At 39.6% G+C, this 23,377-nt stretch carries 35 protein-coding genes; 19 read left to right on the top strand and 16 right to left on the bottom strand.

All coding sequences use genetic code 11. The features are described 5' to 3' along the window. Positions 1-288, top strand: a 288-nt coding sequence (locus CL181_RS20910) for a hypothetical protein (protein ID WP_217993151.1), incomplete at its 5' end; no start/stop codon positions are given. 28 nt (positions 289-316) lie between these two features. Here the strand turns inward: CL181_RS20910 and CL181_RS10715 are convergent. From CL181_RS10715 to CL181_RS10685, 6 genes are all read right to left on the bottom strand, one after another. Continuing rightward, complete coding sequence (locus CL181_RS10715; RefSeq protein WP_097299299.1) at positions 317-760, bottom strand: hypothetical protein; 444 nt, start codon at positions 758-760, stop codon at positions 317-319. 306 nt (positions 761-1,066) lie between these two features. Further along, positions 1,067-1,630 carry a hypothetical protein gene (locus CL181_RS10705; RefSeq protein WP_097299297.1) on the bottom strand — a complete coding sequence of 188 codons (564 nt, stop codon included), beginning with the start codon at positions 1,628-1,630 and terminating at the stop codon, positions 1,067-1,069. Between the two features lie 230 nt (positions 1,631-1,860). Further along, positions 1,861-3,834: an S-layer protein domain-containing protein gene (locus CL181_RS10700; RefSeq protein ID WP_097299296.1), complete on the bottom strand. Its 1,974-nt coding sequence runs from the start codon at positions 3,832-3,834 to the stop codon at positions 1,861-1,863. Positions 3,835-3,890: 56 nt separating this feature from the next. Next, entirely contained in the window at positions 3,891-4,100 is a 210-nt protein-coding gene (locus tag CL181_RS10695; RefSeq protein WP_097299295.1) for a hypothetical protein, read from the bottom strand. 2 nt (positions 4,101-4,102) lie between these two features. Beyond that, on the bottom strand, positions 4,103-4,387 hold the full coding sequence (locus CL181_RS10690; RefSeq protein ID WP_141398873.1) for a hypothetical protein: 285 nt from the start codon (positions 4,385-4,387) through the stop codon (positions 4,103-4,105). Positions 4,388-4,427: 40 nt separating this feature from the next. Continuing rightward, entirely contained in the window at positions 4,428-5,216 is a 789-nt protein-coding gene (locus tag CL181_RS10685; RefSeq protein ID WP_097299293.1) for a hypothetical protein, read from the bottom strand. A 190-nt stretch (positions 5,217-5,406) separates the two neighbouring features. Here CL181_RS10685 and CL181_RS10680 point away from each other — a divergent pair, with 190 nt between their 5' ends. The 5 genes from CL181_RS10680 to CL181_RS10660 all read left to right on the top strand — a co-directional run bounded on the left by CL181_RS10680 (position 5,407) and on the right by CL181_RS10660 (position 7,483). Continuing rightward, positions 5,407-5,649 (top strand): AbrB/MazE/SpoVT family DNA-binding domain-containing protein, encoded by a 243-nt coding sequence (locus CL181_RS10680; RefSeq protein WP_097299292.1) that lies wholly within the window; start codon positions 5,407-5,409, stop codon positions 5,647-5,649. A 1-nt stretch (position 5,650) separates the two neighbouring features. Beyond that, the gene (locus CL181_RS10675) at positions 5,651-6,100 is read left to right on the top strand and encodes a PIN domain-containing protein (RefSeq protein WP_097299291.1); all 450 of its coding nucleotides are present in this window, start codon (positions 5,651-5,653) and stop codon (positions 6,098-6,100) included. 187 nt (positions 6,101-6,287) lie between these two features. Further along, the gene (locus tag CL181_RS10670) at positions 6,288-6,476 is read left to right on the top strand and encodes a hypothetical protein (protein WP_096205820.1); all 189 of its coding nucleotides are present in this window, start codon (positions 6,288-6,290) and stop codon (positions 6,474-6,476) included. Beyond that, entirely contained in the window at positions 6,448-6,888 is a 441-nt protein-coding gene (locus CL181_RS10665) for a PIN domain-containing protein (protein ID WP_096205818.1), read from the top strand. Before CL181_RS10670 ends, CL181_RS10665 begins: the two co-directional genes overlap by 29 nt. A gap of 232 nt (positions 6,889-7,120) precedes the next feature. Then, the gene (locus tag CL181_RS10660; protein WP_176505172.1) at positions 7,121-7,483 is read left to right on the top strand and encodes a type II toxin-antitoxin system death-on-curing family toxin; all 363 of its coding nucleotides are present in this window, start codon (positions 7,121-7,123) and stop codon (positions 7,481-7,483) included. 382 nt (positions 7,484-7,865) lie between these two features. On the opposite strand, the gene CL181_RS10655 is transcribed toward CL181_RS10660, so the two are convergent. From CL181_RS10655 to CL181_RS10635, 5 genes are all read right to left on the bottom strand, one after another. Then, the gene (locus CL181_RS10655; RefSeq protein WP_097299290.1) at positions 7,866-8,093 is read right to left on the bottom strand and encodes a PIN domain-containing protein; all 228 of its coding nucleotides are present in this window, start codon (positions 8,091-8,093) and stop codon (positions 7,866-7,868) included. A gap of 302 nt (positions 8,094-8,395) precedes the next feature. Continuing rightward, positions 8,396-8,608, bottom strand: coding sequence for a hypothetical protein (locus CL181_RS10650; protein WP_097299289.1), 213 nt, complete (start codon positions 8,606-8,608; stop codon positions 8,396-8,398). A 43-nt stretch (positions 8,609-8,651) separates the two neighbouring features. Further along, positions 8,652-9,113, bottom strand: coding sequence for a type IV pilin (locus tag CL181_RS10645; protein WP_097299288.1), 462 nt, complete (start codon positions 9,111-9,113; stop codon positions 8,652-8,654). A 1-nt stretch (position 9,114) separates the two neighbouring features. Further along, a complete protein-coding gene (locus CL181_RS10640) occupies positions 9,115-9,330 on the bottom strand; it encodes a DUF5371 family protein (RefSeq protein ID WP_096205812.1) in 216 nt (71 codons plus the stop codon). Positions 9,331-9,634: 304 nt separating this feature from the next. Continuing rightward, positions 9,635-10,192 (bottom strand): hypothetical protein, encoded by a 558-nt coding sequence (locus tag CL181_RS10635; RefSeq protein ID WP_141398872.1) that lies wholly within the window; start codon positions 10,190-10,192, stop codon positions 9,635-9,637. 101 nt (positions 10,193-10,293) lie between these two features. Between CL181_RS10635 and CL181_RS10630 the strand changes: the two genes are divergently transcribed. The 4 genes from CL181_RS10630 to larE all read left to right on the top strand — a co-directional run bounded on the left by CL181_RS10630 (position 10,294) and on the right by larE (position 13,953). Next, positions 10,294-10,722 carry a winged helix-turn-helix domain-containing protein gene (locus CL181_RS10630; RefSeq protein WP_097299286.1) on the top strand — a complete coding sequence of 143 codons (429 nt, stop codon included), beginning with the start codon at positions 10,294-10,296 and terminating at the stop codon, positions 10,720-10,722. Continuing rightward, positions 10,719-10,931, top strand: a complete 213-nt coding sequence (locus CL181_RS10625; protein ID WP_097299285.1) for a hypothetical protein — start codon at positions 10,719-10,721, stop codon at positions 10,929-10,931. Before CL181_RS10630 ends, CL181_RS10625 begins: the two co-directional genes overlap by 4 nt. A 2-nt stretch (positions 10,932-10,933) precedes the next feature. After that, a complete protein-coding gene (locus CL181_RS21670; protein WP_176505171.1) occupies positions 10,934-12,832 on the top strand; it encodes a DUF166 family protein in 1,899 nt (632 codons plus the stop codon). 296 nt (positions 12,833-13,128) lie between these two features. Continuing rightward, a complete protein-coding gene (gene larE, locus CL181_RS10615) occupies positions 13,129-13,953 on the top strand; it encodes an ATP-dependent sacrificial sulfur transferase LarE (RefSeq protein ID WP_097299283.1) in 825 nt (274 codons plus the stop codon). A 4-nt stretch (positions 13,954-13,957) separates the two neighbouring features. On the opposite strand, the gene CL181_RS10610 is transcribed toward larE, so the two are convergent. The 3 genes from CL181_RS10610 to CL181_RS20895 form a co-directional block, all read right to left on the bottom strand. Next, positions 13,958-14,182: a hypothetical protein gene (locus tag CL181_RS10610; RefSeq protein WP_097299282.1), complete on the bottom strand. Its 225-nt coding sequence runs from the start codon at positions 14,180-14,182 to the stop codon at positions 13,958-13,960. Positions 14,183-14,221: 39 nt separating this feature from the next. Continuing rightward, positions 14,222-15,457 (bottom strand): hypothetical protein, encoded by a 1,236-nt coding sequence (locus tag CL181_RS10605; protein ID WP_097299281.1) that lies wholly within the window; start codon positions 15,455-15,457, stop codon positions 14,222-14,224. A 126-nt stretch (positions 15,458-15,583) separates the two neighbouring features. Beyond that, positions 15,584-15,745 carry a hypothetical protein gene (locus CL181_RS20895; protein WP_217993150.1) on the bottom strand — a complete coding sequence of 54 codons (162 nt, stop codon included), beginning with the start codon at positions 15,743-15,745 and terminating at the stop codon, positions 15,584-15,586. Between the two features lie 149 nt (positions 15,746-15,894). Here CL181_RS20895 and CL181_RS10600 point away from each other — a divergent pair, with 149 nt between their 5' ends. Genes CL181_RS10600 through CL181_RS10570 form a run of 7 tightly spaced genes read left to right on the top strand, consistent with a single transcriptional unit; the run spans position 15,895 to position 20,049 of the window. Continuing rightward, positions 15,895-16,194 carry an SHOCT domain-containing protein gene (locus CL181_RS10600; protein ID WP_217993149.1) on the top strand — a complete coding sequence of 100 codons (300 nt, stop codon included), beginning with the start codon at positions 15,895-15,897 and terminating at the stop codon, positions 16,192-16,194. Between the two features lies 1 nt (position 16,195). After that, on the top strand, positions 16,196-16,912 hold the full coding sequence (locus tag CL181_RS10595) for a DUF5714 domain-containing protein (RefSeq protein ID WP_097299280.1): 717 nt from the start codon (positions 16,196-16,198) through the stop codon (positions 16,910-16,912). Between the two features lie 26 nt (positions 16,913-16,938). Then, on the top strand, positions 16,939-17,259 hold the full coding sequence (locus CL181_RS10590; RefSeq protein WP_097299279.1) for a helix-turn-helix transcriptional regulator: 321 nt from the start codon (positions 16,939-16,941) through the stop codon (positions 17,257-17,259). Continuing rightward, positions 17,256-17,579: a DsrE family protein gene (locus CL181_RS10585; protein ID WP_176505170.1), complete on the top strand. Its 324-nt coding sequence runs from the start codon at positions 17,256-17,258 to the stop codon at positions 17,577-17,579. The genes CL181_RS10590 and CL181_RS10585 overlap by 4 nt, the downstream gene beginning before the upstream one ends. Positions 17,580-17,599: 20 nt before the next feature. Next, complete coding sequence (locus tag CL181_RS10580; RefSeq protein WP_097299278.1) at positions 17,600-18,127, top strand: OsmC family protein; 528 nt, start codon at positions 17,600-17,602, stop codon at positions 18,125-18,127. 15 nt (positions 18,128-18,142) lie between these two features. Further along, entirely contained in the window at positions 18,143-19,297 is a 1,155-nt protein-coding gene (locus CL181_RS10575) for a double-cubane-cluster-containing anaerobic reductase (protein ID WP_097299301.1), read from the top strand. Next, positions 19,294-20,049: an acyl-CoA dehydratase activase gene (locus CL181_RS10570; RefSeq protein ID WP_097299277.1), complete on the top strand. Its 756-nt coding sequence runs from the start codon at positions 19,294-19,296 to the stop codon at positions 20,047-20,049. The genes CL181_RS10575 and CL181_RS10570 overlap by 4 nt, the downstream gene beginning before the upstream one ends. 76 nt (positions 20,050-20,125) lie before the next feature. Here CL181_RS10570 and CL181_RS10565 read toward each other — a convergent pair whose 3' ends face one another. Then, positions 20,126-20,476 carry a helix-turn-helix domain-containing protein gene (locus CL181_RS10565; RefSeq protein WP_255251540.1) on the bottom strand — a complete coding sequence of 117 codons (351 nt, stop codon included), beginning with the start codon at positions 20,474-20,476 and terminating at the stop codon, positions 20,126-20,128. 273 nt (positions 20,477-20,749) lie between these two features. Between CL181_RS10565 and CL181_RS21545 the strand changes: the two genes are divergently transcribed. Next, positions 20,750-21,097 (top strand): CopD family protein, encoded by a 348-nt coding sequence (locus CL181_RS21545; protein ID WP_096205806.1) that lies wholly within the window; start codon positions 20,750-20,752, stop codon positions 21,095-21,097. Between the two features lie 280 nt (positions 21,098-21,377). Next, positions 21,378-22,067 carry a ribose-5-phosphate isomerase RpiA gene (rpiA, locus tag CL181_RS10555; protein ID WP_097299275.1) on the top strand — a complete coding sequence of 230 codons (690 nt, stop codon included), beginning with the start codon at positions 21,378-21,380 and terminating at the stop codon, positions 22,065-22,067. On the opposite strand, the gene CL181_RS10550 is transcribed toward rpiA, so the two are convergent. Next, positions 22,054-23,377 (bottom strand): NDP-sugar synthase (locus CL181_RS10550; protein ID WP_320410178.1); only part of this gene is annotated, 1,324 nt, incomplete at its 5' end. The genes rpiA and CL181_RS10550 overlap by 14 nt on opposite strands.

Here is a 23,377-nt window from a genome sequence, read left to right as displayed (position 1 = left end):
CTTAGAAAAATTGGACTTTGCTGTACATATTACTTAAAACAGGCGGAGTTACGGTTTAATGCACTTTCAAGAGCAGGATACTTGCTTAGTTCTTCTGGAGTTATATTCACAACAATATTCATATCAACGTTCTCTTTTCGTATCTGGAATTCCGTATCTGATTCGCTAAAAGAACTGTCTATACAGCCAAGAACAAATACAGTGATTATTATTAACCCTGCAAACACTATTTTATTATTAACCCTGCAAACACTATTTTATTATTCAATGTTATCACCTTTTTTTTGAACTTCGATTATATCTTTCTAATAAGCCGCTATGATACTACTGCTCCTACGCTCAGATTTCCGTTGTTGTCTATAACAATATCAGCTGCCCTCCATGTGTCTAATTCTTCTTGAAATGTCTGGGCAGAATTATTATCTAATGTTACGATAAATGTGTAATTTCCTTTTGGAAATAATCTATCTTTGTCATGTACACTTTCCCATCCATTTTCAGGGTATTGTATGAATTGTTCTGGTACCCATTGTCCTGGCTTTGAATGTCCTAATTCGTAGGTTTTATTGAGAAGAAATTTATTGTTTGTATCAAATACCTGGACATTTACACTGTGATTTGTTGAATCCATATTGTTTATCCCAAAAACTCCAAGAGGAGCGCCCACCATGAAATAAGGATAATTTGGAACAACTTCTTTTATTATCAGGACGACGGCTATCAATACTATGACGCCTATAATTAATTTTTTTCTTGTCATATTTTTACTCCCCGATTAAATTTGATATTAAATATATTTTTTAATATCAAAAATATCTTAATAACAATAAACCCTGTGAACGCTGTTAACAAACCAAAGAAGATGACCATTACAACAGGAGCGAGAGATGACTGTGGCATTATATCCATACTCATAAGAAGCTGAACAATGCTTTGTCCATCCCAAACAGGAATGGCAAATCCAATCACGAAAGCCCCTATAAAGCCAATTACAGATCCAATGATACTCATCTTTCTATTTCTAAAGCGCAAATCCTAATCCTTCATCCATATTTATCTCTCTTTTTCACGGCGTCATAAAACCGATCTCATAATACTTTTCGTTGATCTTGAAAAGAGGAGCACCCATTAGCTTTTTTTTATTTACAAAATCCGATGTTCGTTTCAATTCATCAAGATCAACTTTACAATACCAGCTATTTTCATTGATTTTTGTACATCCCTCGCCACTTAATGCTTTTTCAAGAGCAGGGTATCCTTTTAATTCACCTGCGGTCAACTCGGAATACTCTCCCTGAGGCGTGTCAAATTTTGTAATAGATATAGCCCCGGATTCATGCTCGTTTGCGCTCCACATAAACCAGGAAACGTAAATTAGAAAGAGAAATCCAAAAGAAATAGCAAGCGCCTTTAATGCAAAGGCAGCCGACTGCACCTTAAAAGCATACATAGCTATAACAAATAGAATCGAACAGATAAACAAAGGAAATACCAGTTGCCACATTCCTTCAATATTATTTGCTAATAGCCTGCCAAAAATCAATCCAAGGGGTAAAGATAAGATCCCTATTAGAAAAAATACAATATAAGTCCATTGCCTCTCTTTTTGATTTGTTGAATCATTCATCATTTTATCTACCCCTTTTTAAACAATTTAGTATCAAAGTGATGACTCGTTTTATTTTTCGAAACTCAATTCTTAAGTTAGAATGTCTTAGTACATAAATCTTACTATTAATCGTCAAGTTGGTAAATTTAAACATAGGTTTATGAATTTATAGGCGAATTTATAGATTGATACTCGGATACACGATACCTACCCAAAAAATAATTTAACAAATTGGCGTAAGAGTGCTTGAGCTACTTCCTGCATTTTATCCGATAAACCGCAACAAGTGCGGCCAGTGAAATAATGGCTTGAAATCCCGCTGCCCTCTCTGTCCGACCCGCGATTGGGGAACTCACAACCTGAATAGTCACATCGGGATTATCCGACGTCTCATTCACAGTGACCTTCCCGGGATCCATCTGCGCACCCGCCATATTGGCCGGATAAAACCTGAGTTCATCCGAATTCTCCACAAAGAAGCTGAGGTTTCCGAAGAGATTTATTCTGCTTCCGGCTTTCAGCTCGATCGGCTCCCTGTTCTTTAATTCTATCCGATCCGGATCCATGATAGTGACATTGAATACACCCAGCCTGTCACCCTTTTTTATTTGAGTAACATTATCCGACACGAACACTGTGTTCCGCAGCTGTATCACATCGACCGTAGCGCCTGCAAATACGGCATCAAGGTATGTGATAAGTTTGGGTGTTCCGGTTTCTCCCGGCTGGAAATATCTATAAGCATTCCCGCTTGACAACCATACATCATCAAGATCAACACCATTCCTGCTGAGTACCAAACGCGCTTTTCTTGGATCAGAACTTGTATCAATGTACTTAACAGCCAGGGCGTATCCTTCGCCCAGTTCCCATGTGTCCATTCCCCAGTTAAATGTGTCCAATCCAGGTGTCAACTTATCGTCCCCTTCAAACCATGGTGGCCTCCCAACAAGTGCTTTTTTTTCATATATACTATCACCATGCGCTATCAATAATTCTGCAAACCCGTTGTTTCTTGCAGTATATTTTTTCCCGCCCAGGCTGAATATAACATATGATATGTTCGTTACTTGTTTTTTACCGTCTATTTTAGTAACGGCGTAAGGCACTTTCACCCTGTAACTTGTATATGTGAGACCATTTTCGGGAATCCTCCTGCCTGTCATGTTCGTTATTTCAAGCGATTCTGAATAATTGCCGGATTCAAAGTCATACCAGAATCCGGCATAATTCAGACCGTCCCATGCGGTAAGGTTGTTTGAGGCTGTATGCAAAGCTCCCCTGTGTTCACTCTTTTCCTGACCCCGATCACGATATAAATATAACCGCAGATCATTCGAATCTGCCACTTTTATTCTGATATTGTCCATTACTTCGATGATTCTGCCTGGCTTTAGATCAACAGGCACAGCCGTATTTCTCATTGTAATGCCTGTATCAGAAACACCTGTTACTTTCATCACTCCGAAAATATCGACTTTCTTATAATACTGGGTAAAACTTTCTGATGTCTGGAATATCCGTTTTATTGAAACAGAATTTTCTTCTCTGCCAGCTATAACAGAATCAACCTGGAGTGCAATGATCTGCCCGTCCTTTGTTTCGTAAGTATAATTTTCCCCGGCACTTAATGTCCTGGTATCAACTTTCTCTCCATCCATCATGAGGTACAATAGTACTGAAGAGTCTGATATATTCACGTTCCTGATCTCAATATCATGACCTGAAGATAGCATCATGCGGCTTCCATTCATAAAAATATTACTTGTGCTGTCATCGATCAAAATTTTACGGAGCCAAATCTGGTTTACTTTTATTTCGCCATGGGCTGTGATATTGCTCTTACCCGCGGGATATCCTGCTAAATATTTTTCTCCCGTGAATTCGATGACAGCATATTTCCCAAACTCCCTGTATTTTGTATTGGTTTGTCCAGCTGCTTTATGATATACTATGCCGCCTATTGGTATGGACCTGTCTTTTATGTTATTAAGCCTTATAGTAAGAGATCCGTTGCCTGCTTTGTTTTCAGGATCGTAATAGAATCCGTCAAAATTCTCAGGCGTCCATGTGAATGACAGTTTCTCACCAGGCTCCCAGAAAAAGCGGGATTCCGGGGGGCTGACAGGTGCGGCTGCCCGGGCTGTGACCACCAGAAGGAAAGCCAGTAGCAATGCGATCAGGCCGACTTCAATTCTTTTATTAACAGTTATATTTATATTCATACACTTCCCTGCACTCCAGGTTTATTCTGACTTTCTCCGGTTAAATTTTCGGGAATTTAAGTAATATAGCTTTTTATATCTATATTATCAAGATCATTAACTTCCATTATGAAACTTCCCTGATATCCACATTCCCTGCATATGTATATTTGTCCTGTGTTTATGGCAGGAAATATATGACCGCTGCTGATACCGGCATATTCTGCATTTTCGCCGCAAAAAGGACACATCTGATAACCATTAATAGGTTTTATTTTGATCTTCATGTTCAGTCGTACATCAGACTCCCAACAGAAAGACTTACATTCTGCCATCCCCGGTTCAGCTTCATCTCTCGTTCTGTTCCTATATGTATCTCTTTTCCCCAGCCATTATTCCGTATGATAGAAAGACTGAATAAAGTACCGTCTTTTTCCGAATACACCCATGCATACACAGGAAGAACATTGATACTGCCATAATTTGTAGCATTACTTGTACTTAACGTAAACCCATTAACGAACTTTTCATCTGCTTCTGGGTCTGCTGCCAGCGTTCCGCCCGTCTGTTTCATATTCACATTGCTTGAACCTGATACGCTTATTTTGAGGGCTTTACCATGATCGGTATCTATTATTTCGGTTGTTGCATTGCCGGAAATACCTGGATTTCCATACATCCGTACTTGCATACTTAACAACACTTACAAACATCAATGCGGAAAAAAACACTATAATGAGCGTCAGAACAACCCCTGCACTCCTGGTTATTTTTAAAAATCCGGGAATTTCCCTTGCCCTGAAGGCTGCCTTTTCAGAAAAATACATTCCGACAGCTATTGAGGCGCCTGCTATTCCTATTGCAAGTAAAGAGAAAATGATCGCTATCAAAAGCGCAAATACAGTACCTCCTGAGCTATTAAGATAAACAGTTATGTTCTGGCCAACAGAATACACGCCATAACCTATTAACGCGCCAAAAACACTTGAAGCAGTCATTATAACTATGTTCTTGATCTTTGGAAAACCTAAAATCGGTCCTGCAAAAAACAATGAAAAAAATAACGGGTCAAAATACCCGGCGCTCATAGTAATGAAACCCTTTGTTAAAAGACCTGCGGTCACAAGTCCTCCAAAAACTCCAGCTATGGCACATGTTATTGATATCCTGTATGAGCTTTTCTGCCCCCCGAAAATATACCCGATATAGAAGCCATAGAGGCCGGAAATTAGTAAGGCTGTAACCAAACCAGCAGCCACTATTATGATCTGGGAACTGCCAGCAATTAAAGATGAGAGCATAAGAAAGAATATGAAACCCACACCAATTCCCATCAATAACCCAAGAACTCCATGTGTTCCGTAGCTTCGAATACTTTTTAAATCCAACTTATTTATTTGCATATTAACCACTGTAACCAATATTCTTGCTTTTTCCGAAGTGTCCTGGAAGACAAACTTTATTATCTATTATCATGTCTTTACTTAAACTTGTCGATTAATAATTAAGTCTGCAACAAAATAAACTATATTATTACTCTAGTTCCGATATATTTAAATATTCCGAAAATCAACATTATTCTGATAAAGTAAAATGGCCGAATACATATTAAAAGTAGGGAAGAAAGGAGAATTATATACTCCCAAGAAATTAAGGTTAAAAATTGGTTTGTCTCCAGGAAATGAAATTATTGCAACAATAAAAGGTGAAGAAATCCTGTTGAAAAAAAGAAAAACAATAATCAACTTATTGGAAGAAGACAGCATCACCTCTGTCACTGAAGGGGAAATAAAAAAAGAAAGACCTCTACTTGAGAAGGAATTATTGGAAAGATAGTATGAAAATCAAGGAATTGTATCTTGATACAACATATGTCATGCCTTTTTTATTTCTTGACATAGATGTTAAAGGATTTTCCAGAAATATTTATAAAGAAATATTGAAATCCCTGGAAAGGATTCATATCAGTGAGGTCTCTCTTATTGAAGCAAAAGCTAAGAGCCTTAAACTTGGTATACCAATAAATAAAGTAAATGAAAAGTTCAATGAAGGTCTGTCTGTTTTGTCATCAGACGAAAAAGTAGTCATACATAGATATAGTGCAATGGATGACTTGAAGTTTAACGAATTTGATAACCTTCAGTTAGATTTTTTCGATAGAATTATTCTTGCTCAATCCGCTACCATCGGCTTGTTTCTTACAGAAGATAGAAAACTCATAAATATTAAAAATTCTGGCATAAAAATAATTAATTGGAATATGCTTGTCAAGGAAATGCAACAATAGCTTTCTATTTAGTATTATAAAGAATAAAGTATTCAACCCTGTTACAAATACTTATCCAGCAGCTTCGGGATATCCTGCGAAAGTCTGTCGGCAATGAAATTCAGGGCAACCCACATATCCTAAAGATCGGAATTTAAGATTGGAAGAAGCTTAAATATGTTGGCAGGTAATAACGTATGTGAGCTATATGGAAACAACCTTACATGAGCACGATAAAGAGAAATGGCTTGTATTCGGCAATCTTGAAATACGAATAACTCCCAGGGTTGAAAGGGATTTCAGGGCGCTTAGAGGAACTCTAACATCAAAAAAGTCTTCCGTAGATATTGTCCGCAAGATGAGGGAGAATGACCGAGAGCAAGAAGCCAGGCTCTAAAATTATTCTGGATACTTGTGTCCTGCTTGAATATTTTCTGAACTCCAAAAAGGCAGACGAAGTGGAAAAACTCCTTAACAAAATCGTATCCGGGGAGTTAGAAGGTCATATTTCATCCAGTACAATAACTGAGATAACAACCATTTTCATCCGGGAAAATGCAGAAAACAAAATACCTGAAGTACTTGATTTTCTTAAAAACAGTTTTCTTATTATAGATACCACACCAGAAATAGCATTTCTCGCAGGTACAATCAAAGCAAAATACCAGACAAGAGAAAAGGGTTTATCCCATGTTGATGCGGTAATATGTGCCTCAGCAATATTATTTGATTGCACCATAGTAACGTATGATTCTGAATTTGACAGGGTCTCTGAAGTTATAATAAAGCGTCCGCAAAATATCAAATGATTCCTACTCTGTAGGTAGAAAATTGCTGGAAGATGTCAGCACAGAAAAAACAGTTGTAATAAGGATTATAAGTGTGCCATGGGAGTGCATAGATGGATTTTAGCTGTTGGGTAGAAAAAAATTCTAATAAAACGAAGATAAACAGAATTTATTTTTTTCATAGAAATTATCTATATGAAAGGAAACAATGAAGCGACTATAATCGGTGTCATGTATGAACTATGTGAACAAATTGACTGAACAGAATATTATGGATATTCATGAAGATATCATTGAAATTTATGGTGGAACAAAAGGAATTCTTAATCAAGGAACAATCTCTCATCTGGTTTATTTAATTGATAGGAAAATTGACGTATTCAAGAAAGCATCATTAGCATTGGAACAAATAATTGTGGGTCATCCATTCATTGATGGCAATAAGAGAACAGCTTTTGGAGTGAGTGATATTATTCTTAGAAGTGAAGGATACCATATTCATGCAAGTGAAGATAAAATACAAAATGTTCTGCTTAAAATCGCTAAATATGAATGCACCGTCGAAGAAATAGAGAAATGGTTAAGAAATACAGTAATTCCACTACATTTGGGCTAATCGTTTCATTAGATCATTGTTATGTTTTAAACTATCTTCAAAGTGTTTTCTCTGTTCGTCAGTTAGTGAGCTATCTTTTCTTACTTCTTTCGTAACTGCGTGTTTCATATGGTTCAATTATAAAGTTCAATCTATTAAAGACTATCCGGATTATATTTTTAGTAATGCTGGAATATTCGATCCTGTTACAAATACTTATCCAGCAGCTTTGGGATATCCTCTGAAAGCCTGCCAGCAATGTACTTCAGGGCACATATCCTCGTCTTGATTGCTTAATTGGAAATTCCGTTCATTATGGGAAGAGCTTCATCGATCAAGATAAGGGAAGTGGGATAACCAATAATGCAAGGATGAATAAAATGCCGATTTGACATTAGTGGGTTTACCGAAGTGGTTTCCACACTTTTAAGAAATCAATACGCTTGAAATCATTATCACTTGTTGCAATATCTGAAATTTCATATGTTTTACAAGTTGCTGCATGTATAGCATCACTTCCAAGGAGTATTTTAAATATCTTTTTTGCTTCCAAAACAATATGATACCCAATTTCAAAAATCTTCAATCCGCGGTAATTCAATATTCCAGAAAAATTTGCCAGATCGAACATAGTTACAGGAACATATCGGGCTCTGAGGTCAGGACTTCTTCTACGAGTTCATTGGAAGCTTTGATTCTGGTTTTTAATGATGGTTCTGTATGAACGCGTTCTATCCTTATTACGATGTCCTGCTCTTCTATATCAAGGCGCTTCTTCGGAAAAATAATCCCTTTTTTATGGTGGCATCAACAAGTATTGACATTTTATCCTGTAATCATAGGCGTTTCCATCCAAAAAGCTTTGTGTTTGCACAGATGAATATAATTTTTGGGGACGAGAAACATTAATTATGATATAGTTATTCGATCCTGTTACAAATACTTATCCATCAGCTTCGGGATATCCTCTGAAAGCCTGTCTGCAATATACTTCAGGGCAACCCACATATCCTCAAAAGTCTTACCCGCTGAATTGATACCATTCTTCATTATTGGAAGAGCCCTGTCTATCCAGACCGGGAGCGTCATCACAACTAATGCAAGGATGAACAATAAGATCATTAAGAAGAGTTGTTTTGTGTTCATAAAAAATAAAAATGACCCCCCATGAAAGGGGGCATTCACATATTTATGTTACAGTTACTTGCATCTGGGTAATTACCTGGCCTGATGGAATATCCTGAAGCATAATTTTCAAAATAGTTCCTTTTGCAGGTACAGTTGTAAAATTATGATTAATGCTTGCACCTGCACCAAGAGTAGCGTCTGTAGAAACATCTTGGAAAGCAACCAAAGTCACCCCAGAGAGAAGGATACCGTCAATTGGAGTATCATCAACGGCGTTAGTCACTGTGATTTTCTCATCTTTCAGAATCAGTGAGTCGCCTCCATTATGCGTGATTTTTAATGAACCGTTGCCAGCTCCATCATTTATTGCCGTCATTCTCAATTGCACCGATGGCGCTTTTGCCGGGGGTGCCATCCCGAATACGAAAGCAGCAATAACAGCCGCCAATATAACAGTGATCGCAACCATCAGGATAACACCGATGACTGGCGATACTGCCTCTTCATTCTTTCTAAATCTCATTTTATTTTTCCTCCTGATATATTCCTTTAGTTCTATTTTTTACAACGTTTTCGAGTTTTGTAGTCCACATATTCTGAACCTGTGTATACTCACATTCAAGATAATGTGAGACTGCCTTGGCGAGAGCGTCTTTGGTATTGGTCTCACCCGTTTTCGCTTTCAGGGCATCGATATCCTCTACCATGAGAACTGTTTGTACATGCATTATTTTCGCCATTTTTAGTCTCCTTCAAGAGAAATCATACCCTATTAGAAGTATAATTTTTCTTATAACTATAATTATGATTATGATATATTTAAAGATAGTGGGAGTCAGGACATTAAAATGAAGATGAGCATTTTTCATAAAATATAAACTGATTCTTCAGATAGCGTTTTATGTAAATAACAATCAAAAAATATCTATACATTCAAAGACGAGAATCACAAAAATATTAATGCATTTCTTAATTAACAAAATTTAATGGATTTGAATTTAAAACTACTGATCGGGTAAAAGCGCATACTTGACCATGTTAAGTTTAATTATTGGTGCGTAATACATATTTTTGAATATTTTTTCTAAAAAACAGGAATACATCGCTTGAAACGTGTTCGTACAGATCTTCATCATCTTGCCTTTTGACCTGGGTAACTGAGTATCTTTCCAAAGATAATTCTTCTTTTAAAAGAGTCTCCATTGCAGGTATTTCTTTTTCTATTTCTTCAAAAATTCTGCTTTTCCAGAGGATTTTTGGATCTTCAATAGCATGGATCAATTCTCTTGCTACACTGCCCGTTTTCCCTCTGCATGTAAAGACAAGGATATTCAAATCAGCCCATTCCAGGCAATCTAAACTCTTTTCCAGGTTTGGAATACCTGATCCTTCAGAGCTCGAAAATTCCTCAACTATAGCAGTATTTGTATATCCATCTGTTTTCAAGCGATCACGGAGTTTTATTAGACGTTCCCTCTCCCCTGGTGGATTATAAGCACCATAGATGACGATGTGGATTTTATCCTTATACGCGAGAATAGATTCTTTTTTCTTCCTCTGAAATTCGCTGAATCTTTTTTGAATCTCCACGTTCAGGATCACACTCCCTTTTAAGATAGATTCGATAGATAAGCTTATACCTTAGTATAAATAAATATACACAAGTATACCAAGGTATACTCAGTGCCTTTAGAGAGTTGACAATGGGAATAAATAAAAAAATAGAAGAATACGCAAACGAGATGCCGATGGAGCTTATAAGAGCTATAGAAGCTTTAAATGACGATTTTAGACGGGCTATTTTCTTTGTTCTCCTCAAAAACGGCAACCTGTCCTTCACTCAGATAATGACTGAATTAGAAATACCCCGTAAAGACAGCAGCATCCTATCTCATCACCTGAAAATACTTGAAAAAGGATCAATCATTAAAAACGAATATGCCAAAAAAGAAGGTATGGATAGCCATTCCTTCTATGGCCTTACAGAGTTCGGAGAGGATATCCTTAATGGATTAATGGATACGCTTGCTGTTCCTGATTTAACTGTTGAACCTATTGAACCGCTTAAAAAACTGCTGATTCAGGTAGGATCAAAACGATCTGATAAAGTCTTCAAGGAACTGACAAAATGAATCTGACACCTCAAGAAGTTGAAAGGATGGAGTATCTTCTGGGCAAATCCAGATTGAGCTATCTAACCAAGAAGGAAGAATCTATATTGCGCGATCTAATCGTAAAAGAGAATCCTTCAGCTAAGGATAATTCTCTGGATGACTTGATCAAACTTGGGTTAATCCTTGTTGGATTGTATGTTTTATCAAAGGCACTGGGTGAGAAATAAAGTTGATATCCATCGGTGTACTAACTCGGGGAAAATACGGCTTGCGCCTGATCGAAAATATCAGGAACAATTCCGGTTTCAAGGTTTCATCATTAGAGTTTCCTGAATCACTTCCCGATTTCATAGAAGAACCAGCAGAATTTATCAAAGGGCTGGATCTGGATGAAACCTTTTTTTCAAATGACCTGATAATAGCTTACATAATGCATCCTGACCTGACACCTGAAATTGTCCGGCTTGCAGGCGAGAACAAGGCTCACGCCGTAATTATCGCAGGAAGCGCGGCAATTGCAGGCGGAAGAGACGAGCTTTTAAACCTGTCCAAAAAATATGGCATTCATATTGAGATACATGAGATATGCTGCGATATAGGACAATCAGGCAACAACACCGTCACGGGATTTGCAACCTGTTTTGGAAGGCCGCAAATACATATCACTACAAAAGATGGTTTAATCTCTACCGTAAAGGTCATCCGGGGCGCCCCATGCGGAAGTACATGGCACATGGCAAAAAACCTTGTTGGATCAAAAATAGATGAAGCTCCTGCAAAAGGCGGTCTTCTTGTGCAGCAATATCCATGCAGGGCCATCCGGGGCACAAAAGGCGGAATACATAAAGCTGCGAAGTTTCATAAGGAAGCAGTGGAAAAAGCATTAAAAGAGAGTGATTACATGAAAGGATCAATCTATGAACGCTCACTCAAGTTCCATGAAGCGCATCAGGGAAAGATAGCCCTGAAAACTAAAGTAAGTTTAAAAACAAAAGATGATTTAAGCCTTGCCTATACACCAGGCGTGGCACAGGCGTGCCTGCAGATACAGTCAAACAGGGATGACATCTACCGTTATACTTCAAAAGGAAATTTTGTTGCCGTAGTAAGTGACGGCACATCGGTTCTGGGATTGGGAGACCTCGGTGGTTATGCAGCACTTCCTGTTATGGAAGGAAAGGCGGCGCTTTTTAAAGTTTTTGCAGGCGTAGATGCTTTTCCGATATGTCTTGATACCAGGGATACTGAGGAAGTAATAAATACCATAAAGAACATAGCGCCTGCTTTTGGCGGCATCAATCTTGAGGATATAGGTGCACCGCGTTGTTTTGAGATCGAGGAACGGCTAAAAGGATTACTTGATATTCCCGTATTCCACGATGACCAGCATGGAGCAGCTCTCGTCATGCTTGCCGGGCTGATAAATGCCCTGAAAGTTGTGGGGAAGAAATTCTGCGATATAAAAGTTGTTATAAGCGGCGCGGGAGCAGCAGCTACAGCAAGCGCAAAACTCCTTCTGGATGAATGTGTGAGGGATATCATAATATGCGATTCAACAGGCATAATCTATGAAGGGAGAGCCAGGCTTAATCCTTATAAAGAAGAACTTGCCAGGCTTACTAATAAAAACCGGATAATGGGAAATCTTGCAGATGCAATGAAAGGAGCAGATGTTTTTATAGGTTTATCAGTGGGCGGGATAGTCTCTGAGGAAATGATACGATCCATGTCTGATGATGCAATAGTCCTGCCACTTGCTAATCCCATCCCTGAGATCATGCCGGAAAAAGCAAAAGAAGCAGGAGCTCGTATTGTCGGATCAGGCCGCTCGGATTGCCCCAACCAGATAAATAATGCCCTTGGTTTTCCCGGAATATTCAGGGGAACTCTGGATGTCAGGGCAAGAGATATCAATAAAGAAATGAAAATGGCAGCAGCGAATACACTGGCGTTACTTGTGACCGAACCTTCGGAAGAAATGATAATCCCAAGCATTTTTGATCATGAAGTCGCGCCGCGGGTTGCCTCTGCTGTTGCCCTGGCTGCCATGGAAAGCGGAGTTGCAAGAAAACGGGTTTCTCCTGAAGAAGTGGCAAGACATACAAGAGAGTTAGTCAGAGATCAATGAAAATTTGTATTTTTATTATTATTTTAACCCCTTTATTTCTCATGGAAAATTAAATAATGATGTACATTATTATGATGGAAAAATGATACGTGAAATCAGCCATTAGCTATCGATTCACCATTCAACATGAATAATAGATATTGATATTAGCACATTAATGTCATTCTTTCGAAATATGTTTACTGTTTTACCTGTATTTCACGTGGAAAATGTTCGGAAAATGTTCTAATCCATATTGCATTTTTTCATCAGTTCCATAGAAACGCTTACATCTTTTCGGATTGTTATTATTCGCAATGTCAATTGATGAAAAAATACAGTCTATTCTGGCAGATATTGCAAACAGAGGCAGCGTTCTTATTGCATTTTCAGGCGGAGTGGATAGCTCCGTCCTTGCAGCACTTGCATTCAGGGCACTTGGAAGAAAAGCAATTGCGGTCACAGCGGATTCACAGACACTTGCCCCGGGCGAGCTTGATTGTGCAAAAGCAGTAGCAAAAGAGATTGGGATTTCACATAAGACTATTTACTACGATGAACTTGGCGAGCCCGGGTTTGCAGAAAATCCCGTGGATAGATGCTATCACTGCAAAAAGGGACTTATAAGGGAGCTAAAAAAAATCGCAGCAGAGTATGATATAAAAACTATTATCGAAGGAACAAATATTTCTGATCTGAAGAACCACAGGCCAGGTCACAGGGCTGTCGTTGAAGAGGAGATATATAATCCTTTCGTGGAATTTAAGGTCACAAAGGAAGAGATCAGGGAGATTGCCCGAAAACTTGGTTTATCTGTGGCAGATAAGCCCTCGATGGCATGCCTTTCGTCCCGTTTCCCGTATGGGCAAACGATCACGGCTGATGCTTTAAGGCGCGTAGGAGTTGCCGAAAATTATCTTCGTGACCGCGGATTCAATGTGGTACGTGTGCGCGACCATGCCGGATTAGCCCGCATCGAGATCACTCCGGATAAGATGATGCACTTGATGGAGATGCGCGATGCGGTTTTTGTTGAGTTTAAAAGGCTTGGATTTTTGTATGTTACACTTGATCTCATTGGTTTCAGGAGTGGGAGCATGGATGAGGTATTGTGGCACAAGAAGGAAAAAATACCTCTTTAAAAAATTATTTTTTCTTGACAGATATTTTTCCCTTTTCTGAATCCCATTCCCTTAAACAGGATATTATGATCGCTATTCCCATTGCGACTAAGAACCCTCCATCAAATATAGTTGATATTTCGTAAGTAACAGTACCGAGTTTGATCTTCATAGATTGCGCAACCAACCAATAGAATCCTACCATAATCGCTAAAATGCCCGTTCCCAGGAAAATCTCCCTGTCTTTCATAATAATGCATCCATTTTATATTTTTCAGAGTAAAAAATCCTATTTCAATTGATAAATTATGACATCCTTGTTTTCGAATATCTTATCAAAATAATTTAGCTCTGCACCTGAATTGAATTTGTAAGCCATTGTAGGCTTAATTTTTTCAGAATATTCCTCGAGTGTCTTTATATTCTGCTTCCGCATCGATTCAGGGTCGACAGCAAACATCATCACCTGTATCAAATCATTCATTCTTTCTCTGGATATATACACTAAATTTGCACCATATTTCCCGGCAATTCCCTTCGCAACCTCTTCGGAATCGGTGGTGAAAAACCTTGAGACATCCGCGACTTTCTCATTCTGCTCAAATTTATCATATAAGGACGAAGGTCTTGCTATTGTAGTCTTTATAGCTTCTGATGCATAGCTGATAACAGGCTCTTTTCCAGCAGCTTTGATTTCCAGTCCATAATCCCACCATGCAAGTACCTTACCAGTTTCTTTATTCTGTAAAAATTGGATCGCTTTATATGTATCCTCTGAAATATGGTGTCCCGTAGTATCTCCATCCGAATCAAGGAAATAAGGATGTGCATCATCATAATATGATGCTGAACCCGCCTGGACCCTGTATAATTTATATATCCCGTTTTCCCCGAAATATTCTGCCAGCATGGTATCTTTTTGTTTATCCAGATAAAGATAATATGCGCCAAGGGATGCAAACATAATTATGAGAATCAATGAGGTTACTTTGAGGAATCCTGATTTCTTTTCCCCTGTGGGTTTATTGAAAAAAGTCAGGATACTTGGTATTCCGATGATAAGTGTAAAAAGTATGAGCGTCACAAACCCAAAAGAATAGCCCATATACGGCTTATCGAATACAGAATATGTAAACTCATTTGAAACAAGGAACTGGCTCAGGTACAGGGAAAAACCAATTAACAGGACAATATTCACCAGTGCAAGTATCCTGTGGATATTGGCAGATTTTACGAAATTAAAGAAGATCATCAGGGATGACACGCCTATTACTAAAAGTATCCCTGATGAAATGATATTTATTTCCATGAACCACCACGGGAAAAACTGCGGCTTTGCCAGAACCATGAGTGCGGTTATTATCAGCCATACTCCGAATACCAGATGCAGAAAACTGAGAATTTCCCTGGATCCAATATTTTTTATTTTATCTATGAGCTTTCCTTCATACGATATCATATCTATCTTCCCGTTATTGTTTAATGATGCTGCATTGGGACACCAGCCCATTGCTTTTCTTATCATTTCCGTGATATTTAAAGGTAGAAACACATGTCAATATATGCATGTTGACTATTTAAATATAATGATTTTGGGTCACTGTACCACGTACATTACTCAGCACAAAAATAATAGGGATTCAAAGGGCGTTCAGTACCTTACAACGCGATACTGGTCTTTGGTCTGATGATGACCATTTTTGCCGTAGCTGGAAAAACCAGTGTTTCCTCGTATGTTTCCTGTTCTCGGATTAATAACTTGTGTCATGTTGCTGTTTTTCCTTTCACGGGACACCTGGATAACAGGTAGCATCGCTCTCCTGGCAGGTATAGTGTACTATTATAACGTGAAGATCAGGTAAGTTTTTCAATCCGATCAAATCCATAGTTAAATTCATATATATGAATATTCATAATTTAGAATATGTTATTAGAATTCAAAATTGAAGAGATGTATAAAAAATGAGCAATAAAGATTCAACAGTGTGGATACTCATCGCATTGCTTGTGGGAGTAGTCTTATTATTTTCCGGAGGCGGAATGATGGGTTTCGGAATGGGCTTTGGCATGGGTTTTGGAGTCATCATAATGGTATTATTCTGGGGAGCAATAATCTGGCTTGTGATTTCACTTATAAATGCCGGAACAAAAAAATCAGAAGAAACTTCTGAATCCGCGCTTGATATTCTCAAAAAAAGATACGCCAGGGGCGAAGTAACAAAGGAGCAGTACCTTGAAATGGAAACGGAACTGACGGGGTAAAATGGAAAATAAAAAAACTGAGAACTGTATGATATGCGGTGAAGAACTTGCTTATTTGACAACAGCCATTCCTGTAACATGCACTTATTGCGGGAAAGCAGAATCCGCCAACATTCATTGCCCGTCCGGTCATTATGTATGCAACGAATGCCACGCAAGCGATTCAATAAAGATAATCAGCCGGTTCTGTCTGTCTTCAAGTTCAAAAAATCCCATGGAAATGGCAAAGACAATTATGAGGCATCCAACTATGCCAATGCACGGGCCGGAACATCATGCCATGATAGCTGGAGTGCTGGTTACTGCCTACAAAAATCTCACAGGAAAAGTGACAGACGATGAAATTAAAGAAGCAATAAGGCGCGGCGCTACTGTGCCAGGCGGTTATTGCGGCCTTTATGGCGCTGATGCCGCAGCTATAGCTACAGGTATTGCTATTAGCACAATATTGAAAGCCAGCCCCCTGACAGATTATGAGAGACGAACTGCAAATATGATGACTTCCCGTGCGCTTGCTGCTATAGCCAGTAACAGGGGAGCCAGGTGCTGCAAACGGAGCACTTTTGTTGCTTTGGATTCGGCAATTCAATATTTCAGGGAAGTACTTGGAACAGAACTTGAATATATTCCAGTTTCAAAACTCAAATGCGAGCATAGTTCCAGGAATAAGACTTGCTCACGGGCTGATTGCAGGTTTTATGCAGGAAAGGCGCTTTAATATTAAGAATCTGGCAGGAGTACATAATGAATAAGAAAATTTATGAAATGCACGCCCAGATTTGCAAGGTTTTCACGAGCCCGAAAAGGCTGGAAATAATCAACCTTCTCAGGGATGGAGAAAAAACGGTTAATGACCTGGCAGAACAGACTGGAGTGCTCCAGGCAAACATCTCACAGCATCTCACCGTCCTGAGGCAGAATAATGTTGTCACTACACGAAGGGATGGAGCAAATGTTTACTACAAAATCGCAAACCCTAAAATCTTGCAGGCATGCGATCTGATGAGGGAAGTACTTATAGAGAAATTGGCAGAGAATGAAACGTTAGCAAAGAGGATATCATGAAAATAGGAATAATAATAAACACAAATGAGCCGGAAACGGTGTGGAACGCCTTCAGGTTCGGTGTAACATCTTTACTTATGGAACATGAGGTAAAAGTGTTTCTCCTGGGTAAAGGTGTTGAGAGTGAAAGTATAAAGGATGAAAAGTTCAATGTCCAGGAACAGATAGGACTGTTTGTAGAGCATAAAGGTCAGATTTTTGCATGCGGAACCTGCCTGAAAATAAGGCATATTCCAGGAAGTGAAGTCTGCCCAATCTCTACAATGCATGACATGCTCCATATAGTTGAGGAATCTGAAAGAGTCTTAGTGTTTGGATAAAGTGAAAAAAGGTGGAAAAAATGATAGTTAACAGAGTAGATGTGGATAAGTTCAAGGAAACGGTTGAAAAAGCAAGAAAAGATCCTGCCACAGGTAAGAAAACCATGGAAGTAGAGGGTGAGTGGAGACTGAATAAGACAGGCCCACAGTTTGAATCCAGGATAAAAACAGAAAAAGGAGGAGAGATCGTACTTCAATCCGACGAAACACTGATCCTGGGCGGCGGTGGTTCAGCCCCCAACCCTGTGCAGTACTGCATTTATGGTTTAATTGCCTGCTATGCAGCAACCTTTGCAAAATGGGCTGCAATTGAGGGAATTGTACTTAAAAGTTTTAAGATAAAGGCTACTTCGAGCATGGATCTGACAGGGGCGTTCGGTGTCACTCAAAACCCTATATTAGAGCATCTCAAATGGGAAATGATAGTGGATACTGACGCAGGCATGGAAAAGCTGAATAAATTGAACGAAATCGCAAAAGAAAGATGCCCCGGCTACTATTGTGTAACGCATGAGATTTTCCCTGAAATCAAGATCATAAAGCAATAACAAATGAACGATCAGATGGCTGAAAATGACATTATTCTGAGGAGCTTGGACCTTTTCAAGGAAGCTTTTCCCGGAAGGATAAATCAAATACTCAAGAGCAAAGAAGGCGGCAAAAAGATAGTAGGAACGCTCTGCCTTTATGTCCCGGATGAACTCATCTATGCGTGTGGCGCGGACCGGGTAATACTATGCGGTGGAAGAAGCGCCCCAATTGAAGCAGCGGAGGAATATTTACCAAGAAATCTTTGCCCTCTGATTAAATCCTCCTTCGGCTCGGTAATTGACCAGAAATGCAGTAAGACTAAATCCTGTCCTCATTTTGGTATGGTTGACCTCATAGTTGCAGAGGCTACATGTGATGGAAAAAAGAAGATGTATGAACTCCTGGACAAATACATCCCAACCCATGTCATGGACCTTCCGCAGAAACCTGAAAATCAAAATGCACTGGAGTACTATATAAAAGAACTGGAAAGCTTAAAAGACGTTCTGGAAAATCTGACCGGTAATAAAATCACTGACACTCAACTCAGGAATGAAATAAAGTCTGCAAATGAGACAAGAAAACTGCTCCGTGCAATCTACGAGTTAAGGAAAAGCGACTCGCCTCCAATCAGGGGAACTGAAATATTAAAAGTTGTTCAGCAGATGCATTTTCTGTCACCCGACGAGTTCAAAAAAAATCTTGTTTTACTGCTCGATGAGCTAAATGTTACGAAAAGAGAGTTCTCCGGGCCGAGGATTATGATATCCGGCTGCCCGATGGCAGCAGGAAACATGAAGGTTCCGGAAATTATAGAGAATCAGGGCGGGTTGATAGTGGTAGAGGAGAGCTGTACGGGAACGAGAGCCTTCTGGGATTTAGTGGATGAGAATAAGGAGCCAATGAGAGCCATAGCCGAGAGATATCTGAAAATCCCCTGCGCCTGCATGTATCCAAATGAAAGGAGAATCAATCAGATCCTTCAACTTGCCGGGGATTTCAATGTTGACGGGGTCGTTTATTATACCCTTCAGTTCTGCCACGGATACAATGTCGAGAAATACAGGGTTGGGGAAGCTTTGAAAAAGTCAGGTATTCCACTCCTATCTATAGAATCAGACTACAGCGGAGCTGACACTGAGCAGATAAAGACACGAGTGGATGCTTTTCTGGAGATGCTGGAATGATATCTATTGGAATTGACGTCGGGGCTGCGACTACCAAAGCCGTTGTGCTTCGTGATAATGAGATCGCAGGATACGCTATTATACCTACTGGCTTCGATTTTAGACAAGCGGGGGAGGCGGCATACAGGGAAGTGCTCTCAAATTGCGGCATAGGCGAGAGCGAGGTTGGAAAAATTCTGGCAACAGGATATGGCAGAAGCAGTATTGGATTTGCAGAAAAAACTATCAGTGAGATAACAGCCCACGCCAGAGGTGTAGGCTATCTTATCCCGGCAGCCCACACGATAATCGACATCGGCGGTCAGGATAGCAAAGTGATCATCACAGAGAATGGTAAAGTTGTGGACTTTCTGATGAATGACAGATGCGCAGCAGGAACCGGTAAGTTTCTGGAATATACAGCAAAAGCTCTTGAAATATCGCTGAATGAATTGGGGACACTTGCACTGGTTTCAAAACATCCAGCAAAGATCAGCAGTATGTGCACCGTATTCGCGGAATCGGAAGTTATCAGCTTAAGGGCTCAAAAGATTAAAAAAGAAGATATAGCTGCCGGCCTTATTGAAAGTATTATCCTGCGAACCATTACGATGGTTAAAAAGCTGGGAATAAAACATGAAGTGGCTTTTGTAGGGGGTGTGGCTAAAAATCCTGGAGTAGTAAAGGCTTTTGAAAAGGCTTTAGATACCAAAGTGCAATTGCCAGAAGAACCCCAGATAACAGGCGCCTTGGGGGCTGCATTGGTTGTTTGAGAATTGCCGTAACATTCTTTTTAAGGCTGTAAATACCAGTGTAAATTTGCTCATACTTCATCCTGCCAGAATTTTATCACCTCTGAGCATCTTTCAATGAAACCCATTTTATCAAAGGCATTACAGCATCTCTCAGTTCCGCTCCTTCTTTTGTTAGCGAGTACTCCACCCTGGGAGGTATTTGCGCAAATGGTTCTCTTTTGATTATGTTCGCATTCTCCAGTTCTTTTAACCTATCGGCTAACGTTTTTGGACTTATCTTATCCAGCTTTTTTTCAAGCTCGTTGTAGCGCAATTTCTGGTTATTCCCAATCGCACTGATGATCAATAAAGCCCATTTTTTACTGAGGATGCCCATGATACCTTCAATAGAACACAAACATATATCGTCCTCATACATAGTGCATCTCTTACTTTCTTTTTGCATAGCGACTTCCATTTTCAATAGCAGCTATTTAACTTTAAACTTGATAGTTTAAATACTTTATTAACTGAAGTAACTATAAAGATAAAAGGAGGTGAAAAAGATGTGCCGACAATGCCTTCCCATTACTAAAAATAAAGAACAGCAGATGAATGATTCCAAAGACAGTAAGAATAAAAATATCGTTATCGAAGAACACGAACCAATCTTGAAAAAAACTTAAAATGTATCTGCCCCTGTTTATGACAGAGACAGTAATTTATTCACATAAAAGAGATGATAATTGACCAAAATCAGCGTCCAGTGCTCGGAACTGCTGTATTAAAGCGTTTCGTTATTTTTGCCTGGTTGAGCATTACAGTGCTGATTTTTACAGGTATTCCAATCGCCTTTCGCCATGTAGCATTTGAAGATATTTTGAGCACAACGTATGGAATTGTTTTGCTGAGCAAACATTTTGTAACATTGATAATGATTCTCATTGTTGCATGGGTTAGCTTTGTTCTTTCCACAAAGTTAGCACCTTTTGCCCCAAAACCTGACACAATCTTAATATTAGTAAAAACTAATCTGTCTCTTGGCATACTGGTACTACTATTAACCGCAATCTTGAGAGGTGTATAAGTACTAAGAAGCATAACATAAATAAGGTCATACCATTTGCCCAATTGTGTGAACTAAAAAGTCGAACTCTCTAATGCACCTGCTCTTGGAGGCGTCCGACTGAATTCGGGAGTTCATGAATAAGTGTTCTGGCTATACCAAACCTTAAATAAATTTGAATTTATTAAAGAACAGTATGAAAACGATTATTCCCCATCTGAATGACGTATTAAATAGTAATTTTAATATGAAGGTTAATTTCGTAAATTTAATTTAAATAAAAGACATAAAGCTCTCCATCATGAAAAACACCACTCAAAACCCCAAGCAGGCAGCCGGAGAACGGGCCGCCAAACTTGTAAAAAACAATATGGTCGTTGGGCTTGGCACAGGCTCCACAACCGCTTATGCGATAAAAGAACTGGGAAGGCGTGTCGCCGATGGTTTGGATATCCTTGGTGTTCCCACATCATACCAGTCGGCATTTCTGGCAACTGAGAACGGAATCCCGCTCACCACGCTTGATGAGCATCCTGTGCTTGATATTGATATCGATGGCGCGGACCAGGTCGCAAATTTCATAGCGATTAAAGGCGGCGGAGCGGCGCATACGCGGGAAAAGATCGTTGCTGAATCCGCAAAAAAGTTCGTTGTAGTCATAGATGATTCAAAAATGGCTGATGTGCTGAGTCACCCAGTACCCCTTGAAGTCATACCAGCGGCGCGTAAACTTGTTGAAAAAAATGTGGCAAAACTCGGTGGAAAAACGCAGGTACGTATGGGCGTCAATAAGGATGGCCCGGTCATCTCGGATAACGGGAATTTCATAATGGATGCGGATTTTGGAAAAATAGATGACCCTGTATCATTAAGTAAAGAGCTTTCGTATTGTACAGGTATCGTAGAACATGGTATATTCACCAATGTGGATATGGTATATATCGGGAAAAAAGACGGGACTGTGAAAATAATTAGTCTCAGGAACCTTTAATATTATTTCCAAAATCCTCATTCCCAAGATTCTCATTTACTTTAGTTCCATTTTTTACCCTGACTTCAGGCCATATCCTGACCATTGAATTTACGGTCACTTCTTCCCCGATAATAACTCTTGGACCGATAACAGTACCGGTTTCAAGTATGCATGAATCTTTTATCCTGGTAGAATTATCGATAATAGCGCTGGAAACCGCAGTATTCGCGCCGATCTCAACACTATTAAATATATATGAAGAAAGTATCCTTGAGTTATTTCCGATTTTGCAGTTTGAGCCTATCGATGTGTAGGGGCCTATCAGGACATTATCCCCGATAGTTGTGTTTTCCCCGATCACTATAGGGCCTACAATGGAGGAATTTGAACCGAGTGACACATCATGCCCTATTTCAATTGGCCCTGTTACTCTTGCATCCTTGATATTCAGGCGGCCTGAAATTTTTGTGCCCGGCATCTGTTCCAGCATCCATCTGCATGCTTCCCTGTAAGCCTGCGGGTTCCCGATATCCGTCCACTTGCCGTGCACAAGGAAACCATTGATGTTTTTACCTTTTTTCATAATATCCGGGAAAAGGTCTTTTGCAAAATCGTATTTCTTTTGAGGGATCCATTTCATTATCTCCGGGTCACAAACGTAAATACCGGTACTTGCAAGATTGCTGAATATCTCTCCAGGCCCCGGTTTTTCAAAAAACCTGTTGATCCTGTTATTAACATCAAGATCCGCTATACCATAATCGCGCGGATCATCGATCGGGATAAGGCCTATTGTAACAGGTGAATCGTTTTTTTCATGGAAACGGACAAATTCGCGAAGTTCAAGATCCATTACGTGGTCGCCTCCCACTACCATGAAAGGCTCACCTTCAAACAGCTCTTCCGCGTTCTTTACTCCTCCTGCTGTCCCCAGTTTTTCCTGCTCATGGACGTATTCGACATGCACGCCGTACATACTTCCATCGCCAAGTGCGGCTTCAATTTCTCCTCCCAGATAACCAAGTGTAAGCACAATATCGTTGAAACCCTCAATAGCCAGATGTTCCACAAGATGGACTAATGATGGTTTATTCAATAGCGGGATCATTGGCTTTGGCCGGTCAAAAGTAAGCGGGCGAAGCCTTGTCCCTTCGCCACCACACATTATACATGTTTTCATTAAGGCACCCTGCTTGGAATTGGTCTTATAGTTTATATATATAGCGAAATGTAAACGGCTTTTCATTATCTTCGGATTAAAAAACCACAGAGAGCACAGGCGCGCCGAGCAAAGTTCGTAGTCGCCAGCTAGTGCAAATCCAGCATGA

This window comes from Candidatus Methanoperedens sp. BLZ2, from assembly GCF_002487355.1.
Taxonomy (GTDB): Archaea; Halobacteriota; Methanosarcinia; order Methanosarcinales; family Methanoperedenaceae; genus Methanoperedens.
The sequence above is the reverse complement of the archived record's forward strand: the minus strand, read 5'-3'. Positions and strand labels throughout refer to the sequence as shown.